Source organism: Streptomyces sp. 840.1 (assembly GCF_003751445.1).
Lineage (GTDB): Bacteria > Actinomycetota > Actinomycetes > Streptomycetales > Streptomycetaceae > Streptomyces.
Window position 1 is genome coordinate 3,585,293 of record NZ_RJUU01000001.1, and the last position, 15,984, is coordinate 3,601,276.

Consider the following 15,984-nt stretch of genomic DNA (forward strand, 5'->3'; position numbering starts at 1 on the left):
CAGTAGATGTCCGCAATGGGGTAATGAAGTCGGCATTGAACGGGTCGGGTTGGGGTCACTCGTCCAGATCCGTCCCCGGGATGTATCCGAGCCCCTTGTCCACGACGTTCGGCAACGGCTGCCCGGCGGCCCGCAGTTCATACATCGTGACGAACTGCTCGCCCAGCCGGTCCCGCCAGCCCAACGTGTCGCCGCTCATGTGGGGCGACACGATCAGACCGGGCACGTCCCACAGCGGGCTCCGCGGGCCGAGCGGTTCCGTCGCGAAGACGTCGAGGGCCGCACCGGCGATCCACCGCTTGCGCAGCGCGTCCACCAGATCGGCCTCGACGACCATCGGGCCGCGCCCCACGTTGATGAACCGGGCCGACGGCTGCATCAGCCCGAAGAACCTGGTGTCGAACATCCCGTGTGTGCGGGGGGTCAGCGGGGCCGCGCAGATCACCCAGTCGGCCCGCGCCGCCAGCGGGTCCAGGTCCGCCGCCCCGTGGATCGTGCGCCGGGCCGTGCGGCCCACCAGCGCCACCTCGACGCCCAGGGCCATCAGCAGCCGGGTGATCGCCCGCCCGACAGGCCCTGCCCCCACGACCACGGCACGTGAACCCGCGACCTGGACGCTCTCGCGGTGCCGCCACCGCCGCGCGCGCTGGAGCTCCAGGGTGGTGGGGAGGTCCTTCGCGAACGCCAGCACCAGCCCCGCCACGTATTCGGCGATCGGCTGCTCGAAGACGCCCCGCGCGTTGGTCACCACGGTGTCGCCGGCCACCAGCTCCGGGCAGAGCAGCCGGTCCACGCCCGCGCTCGCCGTGTGCACCCAGGCCGGTCGCGGTCCGTCACCCGGCCAGGCCTCCCGCACCGCGTCGGAGGTGAAGTCCCAGACCAGCAGGACATCGGCGTGGGGGAGCTGCGCGGCCAGTCCGGCCGCATCCACGTGCCGTACCCGGACCCGTCCGGCCAGCCGGCCGAGCCGGGGCGGTGGATCGGCGTCCAGTACGAGCAGGACGGGCTCCGGCATGGGGGACGGTTCCTCCCGCGTCGGCCGAGAGGCCCTGGGCGGGCTCCGTCCCCACGCTCGCAGCCGCCCCGGGCCCCGTCAACAGGTCGGGGCGATGACCGGGGCGGATGGGGGAATACTTGAACGGAGACGGGGGAGCTCCAGAAGACAGCCGGACGGCAGTCGGAAGGCAGCCGGACAGCAGCCGGCGCACAGGAAGGGTGGACATGACGACCGTCGGATTCCTCTACCCGGGCCATTTCGCCGCGGACGACTTCCCGCGGATGGAAATCCTGCTCGACAGCACCATCAGACTCGTCATCAACCACACCGAGTGCCCCGACGACGCCTACCGCGAGGACGCCCTGCGGGCCCTGGGCGCCCCCGAGAGGCTCGCGGCCGGCGCCGAGGAGCTGCAGCGCTCCGGGGTCGAGTCCGTCGTGTGGGCCTGCGACGCCGGCAGCTTCCTGTACGGCCCGCAGGGCGCCCGCGACCAGGCCGCGGGCGTGGCCCGCGCGCTGGGCGTCCCCGTCTCCAGCACCTCCATCGGCTACGCCCACGCGGTACGGAAGCTGGGCGCCGCCCGGGTCGCGGTGGCCGCGACGTACCCCGAGGAGATCGCCGCGCGCTTCACCGCGTTCCTGGAGGAGGAGGGCATCGAGGTCCTCGCCACCCACGCGGCCGGTGCCGCCACGGCCGCCGAGGCCGCGGAGTGGGGACCGGACCGGATCAGGGAGCTGGCCACCGCCGCAGACCGCCCGGACGCGGACGCGGTACTGCTTCCGGACACCGCCCTGCACACGGTCGGCCACCTCGCGGAACTGGAGGAGCTGCTCGGCAAGCCCGTCCTCACCGCGAACCAGGTCGCCGTCCGGGAGGCCCTGCGCCTCGCCGACCGCCCCGCCTGGGGCGCCCAGCTGGGCACGCTCTTCGCGGCCCGTGAGGCGCCGCCCGCCCCGGCCGAACCGCCGGCCCGGCGGGTCTGGGGGAGCGGCCGCTCGTACGCCCACGGCGGGGGCTCCGGCCGGACCCGGGAATAACGGCGGGCCCCCGGGCAGCCGGGTCCCGGAATAAACGGAGTCATCCTCCTGTTTTTCCTCTCCAGACGTACGAGGGATAGACGAGCACCATCGGAGAGGTCAGGACGTGGACGAGATTCGAGGCGACGAGATCCGTGGCAAGGCGGAGGGAACGGCACCCGTTCCGCTCTCCGTGCTCGATCTGGTGACCGTGGGCCAGGGCGGCACCGCGAGCCAGGCCCTGCGCACCGGGGTCGAGATCGCGCAGCTCGCCGAGCGGCGCGGCTTCCACCGCTACTGGGTCGCGGAACACCACTCGATGCCCGGCGTCGCCTCCTCCTCACCGGCCGTGATCCTGGCCCACACCGCCGCCCACACCGAACGCATCCGGCTCGGCTCCGGCGGCGTCATGCTGCCCAACCACGCCCCGCTCGTCATCGCCGAGCAGTTCGGCACCCTGGAGGCCATGGCACCCGGCCGCGTCGACCTGGGCCTCGGCCGAGCCCCCGGCACCGACGGCGCCACCGCCGCCGCGCTGCGCCGCACGGAACGGCTCAACGAAGGCGCCGACGACTTCCCGCAGCAGTTGGCCGAGCTGACCCGCTTCCTGGACGACGACTTCCCCGACGGCCACCCCTACGCCCGCATCCACGCGGTCCCCGGCCCCGTCCAGGCCACCGCCGAGGGCGGCGTCCAGTCCCCGGGGCGCCCGCCCCTGTGGCTGCTCGGCTCCTCCGGCTTCAGCGCCCGGCTGGCCGGCATGCTCGGCCTGCCCTTCGCCTTCGCCCACCACTTCTCGGCCCAGAACACCATCCCGGCCCTGGAGCTGTACCGGGAGTCCTTCAGGCCGTCCGCGGTCCTGGACGCCCCGTACGCCCTGATCGGCGTCGCGGCCCTGGCCGCCGAGGACGAACGTGAGGCCCGCCGCCAGGTGCTGACCGGCGCCCTGTCGATGCTCCGGCTGCGCTCCGGCCGCCCCGGCCTTGTCCCGACGCCGGAGGAGGCGGAGGCGTACGCCTTCACCCCGATGGAGCGCGAGTTCGTCGACAGCTGGCTCGTCAACATCGTGCACGGCACCCCGGACGAGGTCCGCACCGGCCTCGACGACCTGGCCAAGCGCACCGGCGCCGACGAGCTGATGATCACCGCCAACGCCCACGGCGGGGAGGCCCGGCTGCGCAGTTACGGGCTGATCGCGGACGCGTACGGGCTGCCGGGAGCCTGACCCGAGCCGCACCGGAAAAGCCGGTCCGGCCCCCTCTCGCGCCCGCGACGAGGGGGCCGGACCGGCTTCGGCGTGTCCGGGTCCGCAGTCGTACCCGGGCCCCGGTCCGGGCCCGTGTCCCGGGGCATCCGGTCAGCTCCGCGGCCCGCGGCGCAGGAAGACCGCCGCCACCAGCACCCCGGCCAGCAGCGTGCCGCCCGCCACGAGCAGCGCCGCGTGCAGCCCGGCCAGCAGCGTGCTGCCCGAGCCGGCGACGGCGGCCAGCCCCGCGACACCGATGGCGCCCACGAACTGCGGCATCTGGGCCAGGCTGCCCGCCACGCCCTGCTCGTCGTCCCGCAGCCCCGAGGTCAGCGTCGAGATGAACGCGACCACGGCGAGGACATGGCCGAATCCCATGAGTCCCGACGTGACCAGCAGCAGCGGAAGGCTGCCGTGGGCCGGCAGCAGGACCATCGCGCCCGTGCCCACCGCCTGGACCAGCAGACCGGTCGCCATGGTGGCCGTCGTGCCCCGGGCCGCGATCACCCGGGAGGCCAGGGTGCCGGCCACCAGCGCGGCCACACCCTCGGCGAGGAAGCCGAAGCCGGTGGCTAGCGGCGACCAGCCGAGCACGTCCTGCATGTACAGGCTCAGCAGCAGCGTCGCGCCGCCGCACATCGAGAAGGTGATCAGCCCGACCAGTGCGCTCCACTTGACCGTGCGGCGGCCCAGCAGCCCGAGCGGAACCAGCGGCGCGCTGTGCCGGGACTCCGTGACGAGGAAGGCCGCGAGCAGCACCACCGCACCGGTCAGTGCGGTCAGCGTCGGCGCACTCGTCCAGCCGGCGTCGGCGCCGGTCGAGATGGCGTACACCAGGGCGAACAGGCCTCCGCCGGAGAGCAGGGCGCCCGGCACGTCGAGACGGCCCGCGCGGCGGGTGTCGGCGGAGGCGGGGAGCACGGTCAGCGCGCCGACGAGGACGGCCGAGCCGATCAGCACCAGCAGCAGCATCGTCCAGCGCCAGTCGAGTCCGCTGGTGATGAGCCCGCCGCCGATGGTGCCGGTCACGAAACCGAGCGAGAGCAGTGCTCCGTTGATCCCCAGCGCCTTGGTGCGCTGCGGCCCTTCGGGGAACGAGGCGGTCATCAGGGCGAGCGCGGTCGGTCCGATCATCGCGGCGGCGATGCCCTGCCCGGCCCGTGCGGTGATCAGCAGCGCCGGACCGGTGGCGGCGGCGGCCAGCAGCGAGAGCGCGGTGAACAGCGCGGCGCCCAGGACGAAGAGCCTGCGCCGGCCGACCAGGTCGGAGAGCCGGCCGAAGAGCGGCAGCAGCCCGGCGGTGGGCAGCAGGCAGGCGGTGGCCACCCACTGCAGGTCGCCCGTGGAGGCGAAGCCGAGATCCCGCCCGATCTCCGGCAGCGCGACGGTGATGATCGAGTAGTCGAGGCCGGTCATGAACGTGGCCCCGCACAGGGTGATCAGGATCAGCAGTCCGCGCAGCCCGAGCGCGGCGGCCCCGGGGCCGCCGGACCGGGTGTCCTCGGACGGCGGTGAGGTGACGGTGGTCATCGGGAGCCTCTCAGCGGTTCGGAAGTCTGGTGCCGGCCGCCAGGTCGTGCCGTGCGTTGCCGGCCGCGTCGCCCGCCCCGAAGGCGCTGATCAGCCAGGTGCCCGGCGATCCGCTGCCAACTTCCCGGTGCGGCGCGGTGGTTACGGATACGAGCTTCGGCCCGCACCGCCCGGCCGGTCCAATACCCGCTTCCATAACCTGGGGGCATGGATGTCGACACCAGGCTGCTCCGCTACTTCGCCGTCGTCGCCGAGGAGGGTCATCTGACCCGGTCGGCCGAGCGGCTGTTCATCTCGCAGCCCGCCCTGACCAAGCAGATCAAGCAGCTCGAAACGCTGCTCGGCGTCACGCTGTTCACCCGGTCCAGGGCCGGTATGGCACTCACCGATGCGGGGACGGCGCTCGCGGCTACGGTCCCGGCCGTGCTCGACTCCTGGGACTCCGCCCTCCGGACGGCCAAGGGCGCCGCCAGCCGCGCGGACCGGGTGCTGCGGGTCGGCTTCGTCGCCAGCGGGGCCAACGAGCTGACGCAGCGGATCATCGCGGACTTCGTCCGGCGGCGGCCGGGCTGGCGGGTCCAGCTGCACCAGACCCCCTGGGACGACCCGACGGCGGGTCTCGCGTCCGGGGACGCCGATGCCGCGCTGCTGCGGCTGCCGTTCCCCGGTGAGGAGGCGCTGGACGTCGAGGTGCTGATCACCGAGGACCGGTGGGTGGCCCTGCCCGCAGGGCACCGGCTGGCCGGTCAGGAGGTGATCGCGTTCGCGGACCTCTTCGACGAGCCGTTCGTCGCCACCCCGCAGGCCTCGGGCTGGTGGCGCGAGTACTGGCTGGCCTCGGACGAGCGGGGCGGCCGGCCGGTGACGGTCGGGGCGGTCGCGCACAACCCCGACGAGTGGCTGAACGCGATCGCCAACGGCGACGGCGTCAGCCTCACCCCGCAGGCCACGGCTCGCTTCTACCAGCGCCCCGACGTGGTCTACCGACCGGTCAGCGGGGTCAGCCCGTCCCGGGTGGGGGTCGCCTGGCCCCGTACGCCCGTGGTCCCCGCCGCGGTGCGGGACTTCGTGCGCAGCTGCCTGGAGCTGCGGCCGGACGTGGAAGGCGGCTGAGCGCCGGGACCACCGCCGGCTCAGGCCTCCAGCGCGCGGGCGCCCAGCAGTTCGGCGATGCGCTCCGGGGCGACCGCGCGCGAGTAGAGCCAGCCCTGCCCGGTGTCGCAGCCGATCCGGCGCAGCCGCTCCGCCTGGCCGGCCGTCTCCACACACTCCGCGGTGACGGTCAGGCCCAGCCGGTGCGCCAGCTGGACCATCGCTTCGACGATCGTCTCGTCGGCGGGGCTGGGATGCGTGCCGTCCTCGTACCGGAAGCCGCGCACGAAGGCGCCGTCCAGCTTCAGTACGGAGACCGGCAGGCGGCTCAGGTAGGCGAGGTTGGAGTAGCCGGTGCCGAAGTCGTCGATGGCGATGCGGACGCCCATGTCGCTGAGCGCCTGGAGGGACTGGAGCGGGCGGCCCGCCGAACCCATCACCGCGGACTCGGTCAGCTCCAGCTGCAGCAGCGCCGGGGCCAGGCCGGTCTCCGCGAGGATCTCCGCCACGTCGGTGACCAGGTCGGAGTCCCAGACCTGGCGGACCGCGACGTTGACGCTGATGAACAGCGGCGGCTCGGCCGGGTGGTCGAGCTGCCAGCGCCGGGCCTGACGGCACGCCGCCCGCAGCACCCAGCGGCCGAGCTGCACGATCGAGCCGTCCTCCTCCGCGATGGCGACGAACCGGTTGGGCGAGAGCATCCCGAACTGCGGGTGGTTCCAGCGCACCAGCGCCTCCACCCCGCGCACGACCCCGTCGGCCATGCCGACCAGCGGCTGGTACTCGATGGTGAACTCGCCGCGCTCCACGGCGGGGCGGAGGTTGGAGGAGAGCGCTTGACGTGTCATCCGGTGCGCGTTGCGCTCCGGGTCGAAGAGGGTCCAGCGGGATTTGCCGTCCGCCTTGGCCCAGTACAGCGTCGTGTCGGCGGCCTGCATGAGACCGGTGGCCGAGGTGCCCGCCACGGGCCGCTCCACCACGCCGATCGACGCCGAGACGGAGAGCCGCTGCCCGGCCAGGTCGAAGGGCTTCTGGAGCGCGGCGAGCACGGTGCGGGCGAGCTCGGTCAGCTGCCGGGTGCCCGTGGACTCCTCGACCAGGATCGCGAACTCGTCGCCGCCCAGACGCGCCACCAGGGGGGCGCCGCTGGGGTGCGGGCCCTCCTGCTCGGCGCAGTCGGTGAGCCGGGCGGCGACGGCGGCGAGCAGCCGGTCCCCGGTCCGGTGCCCCAGGGTGTCGTTGACGGCCTTGAATCCGTCCAGGTCGAGGTAGCAGAGCCCGATCCGGCCGCGTCCGGGACGGGTGTCGTCCTGGAAGGGCGGGGTCTCCAGGACCGCCGAGAGCCGCTCGAAGAACAGGGTGCGGTTGGGCAGCCGGGTCACCGGGTCGTGCATCTGCAGGTGGCGCAGCCGCTTCTGCAGCTCGCGCCGGTCGCTGACGTCCGCGACCGAGAGCAGCACCTGGCCGGGCGCGGCGCCGGGCTCCGGCGTCTGCGCACCCGGCATCGGCACGACGGTGATCTCGGCCCACAGGGAGCGCCCGTCGGGGTGCTTGAGCCGGCGGGTGCAGCGGAAGCGGGAGCGCCTGCCGTGCAGCACCTCGCGGTAGGCGTGCCAGGTGCGGCCGTCCGCCGCGAGGTCGACCAGATCGGAGGCGGACTGGGCGGTGAGCGCGGGCCCGGCGATGCCGACCAGGGCGGCGAGGGCCTCGTTCGCGGTGACGATCAGGCCCTCGTGGTCGACGACGGCCATCGGGAGGGTGGCGGCGAGGAAGGCGGCCCGGTAGTCGTGCGGCCCGGACACCGCCGTCTCCCCGGCGCGCTCCGCCCCGGCCCCCTCGACGGGCCAAGAGTCATGACGCTCCGTGACCGGTGGTCGTGGGGAAGAGGCCGCTGTGCCTGCCGGGGGCCTCGCCCCATCGGAGGTTGCGCTCACCGTTCGCTCCCGCCATGCAGTTCTGTCCCGGACAGGTCTGGTCGGACTGGCCCGCCGCGTGGAGCGCCGTTGTCAGGGGCGGAAATCGCGGAGGAAAGCGAGGTGAAGCATAGAGGCTGGCGGCTCGGCCGTTCCAGCGCCCCGACCGTTCCGGAGTGCGCAACCGATATGCATGGGCCATTCGCGCGCAGATCCGGTTTGCCCACACCTGATCGTTTCTGCGCGGCTCTGTTCTCTCCGGTTGTATCGGTGATCGATTGTGACTTTCCGTGAAGGGAGTACGTGGCCTGACCACTGACCCGACTGGGGCAGCTCAACAGGACGTAACGCCCGAACCGCCACAGGGTGGTCGGGAGGGTGCTGAAGATCCCAGGCGTCCGCACCCCGCACCCGGAGGTAGATGTGCCGCGTCAGCACGGACCCGGAGGAGTGGTGAGGCCGAGTCCGCGTGCCGTGACGGCCGGCCTGATCTCCCTGCTGGCGGTGGCCGCCACCTCCCTCGTCGCGGGGCCCGCCGCGGCCGCCACCGGTGCGGCCGCCGCCTGCGCGCTGCCGCGGACCGAGGCCCACCACTCGCTGGGCCTCGACGAGTGGAACGGCGCCTACCCGCGCCCCGACCATCCGCTCGACGCGGTCATGGTCTTCCTGTCGTTCCCGGACTCCCGGCCGCTCACCACCCCCGCCGAGCTCACCTCCGACTACTTCCCCGCCACCACCCGGTTCTTCCAGCGCGCCTCGTACGGGAAGTTCACCCTGCGCCCGCACCCGCTGAAGCGGTGGATCCAGATGCCCGAGCCGTCGGTCCGCTACGGCATAAAGCGTGACTGGGCCGGCGACCGGCGCAGCGCCTACCTGCGCGACGCGATCGCCGCGGCCGACCCCGAGGTGGACTTCTCGAAGTACGACATCGTCTACCTCGTCGCCGACCCGGACGCTCCGGGCGTCGACTCCGACGCCACCAAGGTCGTCAACTTCGACCGGCCGCTGCACGCCGACGGTACGGACATCAGGCGCGTCGTCACCGTCTTCGAACAGCACCCGCCGGACCACAACGTGCTGGCCCACGAGACCGGTCACGTCTTCGACCTGCCCGACCTCTACCACCGGCCGCAGGACGGCAAGGGTGACTGGGACACCTACGTCGGCGACTGGGACGTGATGGGCAGCCAGTTCGGGCTCGCGCCCGATCTCTTCGGCTGGCACAAGTGGAAGCTCGGCTGGCTGGACGACCGGCAGGTGGTCTGCGTCCAGAGCGACCGGGTGGTGACCCTGGAACCGATGGCGGCCGTGCCGGTGCCCGGCGCGTCCATCGGGACCCGGCTCGCGGTGATCAGGACCGGCGAGGGCAGCGCCGTGGGGATCGAGGCCCGCAGCGCCACCGGCAACGACCGGTCGACGTGCAGCGAGGGCGTGCTGCTCTACCGCATCCGCAACGAGACCCCGTCGGGCGGCGGGCCGGTCGACGTCATCGACACCCACCCCGGCACCGACGCCTGCTGGGACCAGTCGGTCTACCCACCGCTCGCGGACGCACCGCTGCGGGTCGGGGAGACGTTCTCCGTCCCCGGTGGGCACACCACGATCGAGGTCGCCGACCGGACCCCGTCCGGCGCCTGGACCGTCCGGATCACCACCGGAACGTAAGCGGTCCGGCCCATACGAAAAAGCCCCCTCGCTCTCGCGAGGGGGCTTTTCCCGTCTGTGCGCCGCCAGGGACTCGAACCCCGGACCCGCTGATTAAGAGTCAGCTGCTCTAACCAACTGAGCTAGCGGCGCCTGCTGACGTCGTAGACCTTAGCACCCTGATCGGCGGGAGGAAAAATCGAAATACGAGGCCCCGATGAGGGCACCGACCGGGCCACCCGCACACAGGCCCAGAGCAGTACGTCGGGCCCCGGCAGCCACGGGCTGCGGGTGTCGGGGGCGACCACCCAGCGGGGGCCCGAGGCATTCGCCCCGCAGGTCAGGGGCGGTACGGTCACCGCGTCCCCGGTGCCGTGACAGAGCAGCGGAGGTACCTTCCGGCCGCTCTCCTCCTCGCCCGCCGCGTCTCCCTCGGACCGGGACGCGGGGCCCCCGCCCCACTCCTCCCAGTCCAGCAGCGAGGGCAGCCGCTGGGCGGTCCCGGGGGAGGCGAACAGCAGCATCCGGCCCCGGTGCAGGGCGACCGGCCCGGAGCCCGGACCGTCCGCCCAGAGGTGTTCGAGCATCCGGCGTCCGAAGAGCGTGGGGACGTTCACCACGTCGAAGGCCGAACCGCACGGCAGCACGCCCGGGGCGGACGGGTGCGACTCCCACTGGCTCAGGGCGCTGCGCGGATACGCGGCGGCGCCGGCCAGCCAGGCGGCCCCGGCCGCGGTCACCTGAGCCGTCTGGTTACCGGCCTGCTCGCGCAGGACGGCGAATACGTCAGCGGCCCGGTCCTCCCGGTAGGGGCCGTTGCCGTGATGCAGGGTCGTTTCGTCTGGCAGCCATGCGGTCATGCACACAGGTCTACCGGGAGTGATCAAGCGGATTCCGAGAGTTGCCGGAAACCGGGACAGGTCGGGGTGGCGAGGAGTATCTTGCCCCCGGGCATATGCCAGCGGTTCTACCCGGAGCCGGCACTGGACGGGAGGCGGCGGGCAGCACGCCGGAGCCGGCGAGCAGGCCGGGCGCCGGGTCCGTACGCCGGCACCTCGGCGGCTCAGGGCCTGGGGTCGTTCAGCAGGCTCCTGCCGAACTCGACCATCTTCGTCGCGTAGTCCTCGGTCCACTCCGCCCGCTGGGCGATCTCCGCCGTGGTGAGCCGGTCGAACCGGCGCGGGTCGGCCAGCTGGGCGGCCGCGACCGCCTGGAACTCGACGGCCCGATCGGTCGCGGCGCGGAACGCCAGGGCCAGCTCGGTGGAACGGCTCAGCAGCTCCTTCGGATCCTCCATCGACTCCAGGTCGAAGAAGTGCTCCGGATCGGCGACCGACGCCGACGGCTCGAAGAGCAGGGGTGCGGGGCGCAGCCGCTGCCGCTCGTTCCGCTCGGGTTGTGCCATGTGGGTGTTCCTCCTCCGGTGGGCCCGACGGCCACCCTCTATTGTCCAGCCCGCCGCAAGGGCGCCCGGGGGCGTGCGCCGGACCGCTTCCCGCGCCCCCGGGCTCAACGCCCCCAGCGCACGCGGTGTTCCGCCAGGTGCGCCAGCACCCGGTGGTTCGCCTCCCAGCCGTCCGGGAACTTCACCGTGACGCCCAGCTGGACCGGCTCCGTCGACGGGTGCTCGTCGAGGAGCTCCGCGACGCCCGCGCGGCACACCACGATGCAGGCGTGCCGGTGGCGCGAGGCCAGTACGCACAGCCGGCCCGTCTCCAGGTGGAACGCGGTGGCGTCCGGCCGGCCGGACAGCGGGTGCAGGACCACCGTCACGTCGAACTCGCGGCCCTGGAGCCGGTTCGCGGTGTCCACCGCCACGCCCGTCACCCCCAGCTCCGCGAGCGCCGCCCGCACCGCCGCCGCCTGGTCGCGGTGGGCCGTGCCGACCGCGACCCGGTCCGCCGTCACCGGGGCCGGGTCGGGGGAGCGCTCGCTGGTGGCCGCGCCGCCCCGGTCCAGCAGCCGGCGCACCACCGTGGCCACCGCCCGGACCGCCTCGGGGTCCGTGCGCGGGGTGTGCCGGGCCGGCAGTTCCAACAGCCCCCAGCCGGACTCCGCCGCCTCGTCCAGCACCCGGTCCGCCGCCGAACCGTCGGACCCGACACCGAACGACAGCAGCCGGTCCCCGTGGTCCGTACCGCTGCGGAACGGGGTGTACGGGTAGAACGCGTCCGACACCAGCTGCGCGGCCGACGCGGGCAGCCGCCAGGAGACCGGCAGCCGGCGCTGCGGCAGCTCCGGATTGTGCGCCAGCAGGGTGGAGACCGCGCTCGCGGACGGGTCGTAGCTCAGCCCCGCCCACTGGTCCGCGCCGACGATCGAGAACGGGTCCAGCTGGCCCGGATCGCCCACGAACAGCGCCCGTTCGAAGAGCCCGGCGACGGCCAGCAGCGCGTCCGAACGCATCTGGTACGCCTCGTCGACGATCGCGTGGCCCCAAGGCTCGACGTTCTTCACATGGGCCCACTTGGCCGCCGTCGAGATGACGATGTCGAGCCCGGCCAGATCCGCCGCCTTCGCCGACTTGCGGACGTTCTCCAGCCCGTCGAGCACCTTGTCGTACGGGTCGGAGTCACTGCTGTGCAGCCGGCCGACGGGCAGCCCGGGGTCCTTCTCGGCCAGCCGCACCACCAGGTCGTCCACCTGCGCGTTCGTCTGCGCGACGACCATCAGCGGGCGCCCGGCCGCGGCGAGTTCGAGCGCGGCACGCACCACCAGGGTCGACTTGCCCGCGCCCGGCGGGGAGTCCACCACGATGCCGCGCGCGGTGCCGTTCAGCGTGTCGTCCAGGATCTGGGCGGTCGCCCGGCCCGCCGCCGCCCCCGGGTCCAGGTTGCTCACAGCACGTCCTCCGGGGTCACGGGGTCGGGGATTTCCGCAGCCGCGCCGGAGCCCGGCGGGCCGCCGTGGGTCCATGGCGTCTCCTCCGGATCGGGCAGCTTCGGGCCGCCGCGCTGGTCGTGCTCGAACAGCGTCCAGGCGATCCGGTCACCCGGCTCCGGCACCGAACCCGGGGCCGGCTCCCTGCTCCGGCCCATCCGGTCGGTGATCCGTAGCACCAGCAGGGGCGGCTCGCCCGCCTCCACCGGCCCGTACCCGGCGAACTCGGCCGTCTGCGGCTTGCCGTCCAGCGAGCGGTAGACCTTCACACCGTCGGCCAGCTGCGGCTGCTCGCCCGTGCGGACGGTGACCAGCGGGCGCGGCGAGGGCCGCTTGGACTCGGTGTACGTCATCTCCACCCCCGTCACCTCCCCGAGGAACGCCTCGCCCGCGAGGCGCCGGCCGGCCAGCACCAGCGGATCGTCCAGCGCCTCCTGGGCCTCCAGCTGCGCCTGGGCGGTCTCGCGGGACGCGAGCTTGCGGGCCGCCGTCACCGCGTCGTCCCGGCGCGGCTGCGGCGGCTCCCCGGACCGCACCCGGTCGCGGTGACCGGTGAACGACCAGCGGTCACGCGACCAGCGGTCCTCGGTCCTGGACCCCTCGGGCAGCTCCCGCAGCAGGTCCAGGCCCCGCCACACGGCGTCCCAGGTCGGCCGCAGCACACCCCCCAGCAGCGCCCTGATCTCCCGCTCGGCCGCCGTCAGCGCGGCGAGCCCGGCATCGGCCGCCAGCCCGTCCTCGGCGGCGGCCAGCGCGGTGCGCGCCCGGTCGTACCGCTCGATAGCGGGGGCCAGCAGCCGGTTGTCGAAGTCCGGATCGGTGGCCGGCCCGGCGGGCGGGCACAGCAGCTGCCCCGCGCCGTCCCGGGCCAGCTCGGCCCGGAGCGCCGCCTCCGCCCCGGACCCGTCGGCGGGCGGGTCGACCCAGGCGAGCAGGGCGCCCAGATGCTGGTCCTCCAGGCTGGACTGGCCGCTCGCCCAGTGCCGGTTGAGCAGATCGGTGCAGGCCAGCAGCAGCGAGGAGCCCGGCACCCGGGCGCGCTCGCCGTAGTGCGTGAGCCAGCGGCCGAGCAGCGGGACACGGGCGGGCGCCGGATACGGGGTGTCCGGGTCGTCCTCGGCGGTGCGCCGGAACCGCATCGAGCGGCCGAGCAGCCGGATGAACTCGATGCCCGCCCGGCTCGGCACGATCAGCTGCGCGGCGTCCGTGCACAGCTCGGTCTCGACCTTGACCTTCTTGCCGGTCGCGGGGTCGCTCTCGCTCCGTTCGGCGGGCTCGACCACATCGGCGTACGACTCGATGTGCGGCAGGACCGCCTCGGCCAGCTCCGCGAGGAAGGCGAACCGCAGGTCCCGGTCGCGCGGCTGGGCCACGATCAGCAGCCGGGGCGCGTCCCGGTCGGTGCCGACGAGCGCGCCGAGCGGGGCGCCCGCCTCGCCCGCGGTGGTCAGCGGCACCAGGACCAGCGGCCGGTCGGTGAGGCGGCGGTGGCGGACCGTGGCCAGCGGCTGCGCGCGGCCGCTCTCCACGGCCTCCAGCCTGGCCAGGGTGGAGATCAGTGGCACGAGGACCCGCTCTCCAGCGCCTCGGCGCGCAGCGCGGCGGCGCGGCGCAGCGCCGAGACCGTCGGATCGGCCGGATCGCCCTCCTTGCCGGCCGCCGCGGCCAGCACCGCGCCGACCGTGGTCAGCCCGCCGAGCTCACCGCGCACGCTGCGCCCCAGCGCCTCCACGGCGCCCTCGGCGCGGGCCCGGCCCCGGCAGTGGAAGGCCAGTTCGCAGGCGGCCAGGCACTCCGGCGCGTACGCCGCGGCGACCGACTCGACGGCGCGGTCCAGGTCCTCGGGGGAGCGCTCCGGGTCGAAGGTGGTGCCCTCGGGCAGGGCCGCCGCGATGTCCTCGATCCGGGTGAGCCGGGTCAGCTGGCGGCGGGTGACCGCACGCTGCTTGCGCACGTCCACGACGGACGCGGCGGGCAGGTTGGAGAAGTCCTTGGGGCAGACCAGCAGCACCCGGTGGCCGACCTCCGCCCCGTCGGTGGCGGCGGCGATCCGCTCCAGCGCCAGCACGTAGACCGCGGACTGACGGGCGGCCGCGCCGACCTTCGCCGCGTCGGCGGAACCGTCGATCATCGGGAAGGACTTGATCTCGACGACGGTCCAGGTGCCGTCGGGGTGCACCACCACCGCGTCCGGTTCCAGATAGGCGGGCGAGCCCGCCACCTCCAGGGCCAGCATCGGGTGGTCGAGGAGCGCCCAGCCGCCCGATCGGGTCGCCTCCCGCAGGGCCAGCGCGGTGCGCGCGGCGCGGCCCTCGGGACCGGCGGCGCTGAGATCGGGCACCGCGACGTCGCGCGGCGGTTCGCCGGGGCCGCCGAGCCGCTCGTGCAGCAGCCGCATCAGCTCCGTACCGCCGTCGGCCTTGACCTTGGCCTCGAAGGCGTTGCCCCGCATGAAGGCGAACTGGGACTGGCCGAAGGGGGCCGGTGAACCGAGCGCGGTGGCCAGGGCCGTCTTGTCGACACCGGCCCCGTCGAGCAGGGCGCGCCGCTTGCAGCCGGGGTTGGCGGCCAGGGCGGCCAGTGCGCGGGCGTCCAGCGGACGGGGCGCCACGGCCGGGCCCCTCAGCTCAGCGAGCCGCCGCCGCAGTGTCACCGCCGGCGGCCCGTCCTGCCGCGCTTCCGGCCGGGGCGGGGACGTCGGCCGGGGCAGGTGGACCTGCCGGTGCTGCGGCATCGGTGGGATCTGCGGAGGAGGTCCGCTGGCCGGGGATTCGCTCACCCGCGGAAGTCTTGCATCCGGCACTGACATCCGGGGAGTCCGTGGCCGGGCTCACCCGTACGAAGCGGGCCTTGGCCGCGTCGGCGACCTTGTTGGCGAGCCGGGTCACGGGCCGGGCCAGCAGGGCTCCGAAGCCCATCACGGCGGCGCCGGCCACCGCGTCGAGGAAGTAGTGGTTGGCCGTGCCCATCACCACGAAGACGGTGATCAGGGGGTACGCGATGCCCGCCGCCCGGACGAGCGGATGCCGCCCGTGGCGCCAGATGAGGATTCCGCACCACAGCGCCCAGCCGACGTGCAGACTCGGCATCGCCGCGTACTGGTTGGTCATTCCGCCCATGCCGCGCGGGGCGCTCGCCTCGGTGCCCCACCAGCCGTGCGAGCTGTACTGCGCCATCGTGTCCACGAAGCCGTGTCCCGCGGCCAGCAGCCGGGGCGGGCAGGTCGGCATCAGCGTGAAGCCGATCAGGCCGAGCATGGTGGACGTCATCAGCCAGGTGCGGGCCCTGCGGTAGGCCTGCGAGTGTCGCCGGAACATCCATATGAGGACGGCGGGGGTTATCAGGTAGTGCAGCGACGCGTACGCGAAGTCGGCGGGTATCCCGATCCACGAGTGCGCGGTGAGCAGCCGGTTCAGGGGGTGCTCGAAGTTGATGCGGAGCGTCTGTTCCAGGTTCAGGATGCGCAGCCCGTGGTCCACGGCCGTCGAGACGTCGCCGCGTACCAGCAGTCTGCCGCCCGAGTACGCCGCATACACCAGGGCGAGCAGCGGGAGCTCGGTCCACCAGCGGGGCCGGGGGCGCGGCGCGGGCGCGGTGGTGGCATGCGGCATCCGGAAGTTCTCCATCATGTGTTCATGCGGCCGACGGCGGACGTTCAACCGTACG

The 15,984-nt window shown here is 73.8% G+C and carries 13 protein-coding genes and 1 tRNA gene; 4 read left to right on the forward strand and 10 right to left on the reverse strand.

The window, feature by feature from the left end; all coding sequences use genetic code 11:
- Nucleotides 1–55: 55 nt before the first annotated feature.
- Nucleotides 56–1,015 carry a D-2-hydroxyacid dehydrogenase gene (locus tag EDD93_RS16395; protein ID WP_123525843.1) on the reverse strand — a complete coding sequence of 320 codons (960 nt, stop codon included), beginning with the start codon at nt 1,013–1,015 and terminating at the stop codon, nt 56–58.
- A 206-nt stretch (nt 1,016–1,221) separates the two neighbouring features.
- Between EDD93_RS16395 and EDD93_RS16400 the strand changes: the two genes are divergently transcribed.
- A complete protein-coding gene (locus EDD93_RS16400) occupies nt 1,222–2,034 on the forward strand; it encodes an aspartate/glutamate racemase family protein (RefSeq protein WP_123525844.1) in 813 nt (270 codons plus the stop codon).
- 106 nt (nt 2,035–2,140) lie between these two features.
- The gene (locus EDD93_RS16405) at nt 2,141–3,238 is read left to right on the forward strand and encodes an LLM class flavin-dependent oxidoreductase (RefSeq protein WP_123525845.1); all 1,098 of its coding nucleotides are present in this window, start codon (nt 2,141–2,143) and stop codon (nt 3,236–3,238) included.
- A 132-nt stretch (nt 3,239–3,370) separates the two neighbouring features.
- Here the strand turns inward: EDD93_RS16405 and EDD93_RS16410 are convergent, their stop codons facing one another.
- On the reverse strand, nt 3,371–4,789 hold the full coding sequence (locus EDD93_RS16410) for an MFS transporter (RefSeq protein ID WP_123525846.1): 1,419 nt from the start codon (nt 4,787–4,789) through the stop codon (nt 3,371–3,373).
- 207 nt (nt 4,790–4,996) lie between these two features.
- Here EDD93_RS16410 and EDD93_RS16415 point away from each other — a divergent pair, with 207 nt between their 5' ends.
- Nucleotides 4,997–5,902 carry a LysR family transcriptional regulator gene (locus tag EDD93_RS16415; protein WP_123525847.1) on the forward strand — a complete coding sequence of 302 codons (906 nt, stop codon included), beginning with the start codon at nt 4,997–4,999 and terminating at the stop codon, nt 5,900–5,902.
- 20 nt (nt 5,903–5,922) lie between these two features.
- Here the strand turns inward: EDD93_RS16415 and EDD93_RS16420 are convergent, their stop codons facing one another.
- A complete protein-coding gene (locus tag EDD93_RS16420; protein WP_123525848.1) occupies nt 5,923–7,683 on the reverse strand; it encodes a bifunctional diguanylate cyclase/phosphodiesterase in 1,761 nt (586 codons plus the stop codon).
- 534 nt (nt 7,684–8,217) lie between these two features.
- On the opposite strand from EDD93_RS16420, the gene EDD93_RS16425 reads away from it, so the two are divergent.
- The gene (locus tag EDD93_RS16425; RefSeq protein WP_185092498.1) at nt 8,218–9,459 is read left to right on the forward strand and encodes a M6 family metalloprotease domain-containing protein; all 1,242 of its coding nucleotides are present in this window, start codon (nt 8,218–8,220) and stop codon (nt 9,457–9,459) included.
- Between the two features lie 58 nt (nt 9,460–9,517).
- On the opposite strand, the gene EDD93_RS16430 is transcribed toward EDD93_RS16425, so the two are convergent.
- The 7 genes from EDD93_RS16430 to EDD93_RS16460 form a co-directional block, all read right to left on the reverse strand.
- Nucleotides 9,518–9,591: transfer RNA gene (locus tag EDD93_RS16430), tRNA-Lys, on the reverse strand.
- Complete coding sequence (locus tag EDD93_RS16435; protein WP_123525850.1) at nt 9,582–10,298, reverse strand: bifunctional DNA primase/polymerase; 717 nt, start codon at nt 10,296–10,298, stop codon at nt 9,582–9,584. The genes EDD93_RS16430 and EDD93_RS16435 overlap by 10 nt, the downstream gene beginning before the upstream one ends.
- A gap of 203 nt (nt 10,299–10,501) precedes the next feature.
- Nucleotides 10,502–10,843, reverse strand: coding sequence for a hypothetical protein (locus EDD93_RS16440; protein ID WP_123525851.1), 342 nt, complete (start codon nt 10,841–10,843; stop codon nt 10,502–10,504).
- Nucleotides 10,844–10,947: 104 nt separating this feature from the next.
- Nucleotides 10,948–12,279: an AAA domain-containing protein gene (locus tag EDD93_RS16445; protein WP_123525852.1), complete on the reverse strand. Its 1,332-nt coding sequence runs from the start codon at nt 12,277–12,279 to the stop codon at nt 10,948–10,950.
- Complete coding sequence (locus EDD93_RS16450; RefSeq protein WP_123525853.1) at nt 12,276–13,883, reverse strand: hypothetical protein; 1,608 nt, start codon at nt 13,881–13,883, stop codon at nt 12,276–12,278. The genes EDD93_RS16445 and EDD93_RS16450 overlap by 4 nt, the downstream gene beginning before the upstream one ends.
- Nucleotides 13,874–15,052 (reverse strand): hypothetical protein, encoded by a 1,179-nt coding sequence (locus EDD93_RS16455; protein ID WP_260255755.1) that lies wholly within the window; start codon nt 15,050–15,052, stop codon nt 13,874–13,876. The genes EDD93_RS16450 and EDD93_RS16455 overlap by 10 nt, the downstream gene beginning before the upstream one ends.
- On the reverse strand, nt 14,946–15,929 hold the full coding sequence (locus EDD93_RS16460; RefSeq protein ID WP_185092338.1) for a phosphatase PAP2 family protein: 984 nt from the start codon (nt 15,927–15,929) through the stop codon (nt 14,946–14,948). The genes EDD93_RS16455 and EDD93_RS16460 overlap by 107 nt, the downstream gene beginning before the upstream one ends.
- Between the last annotated feature and the right edge of the window lie 55 nt (nt 15,930–15,984).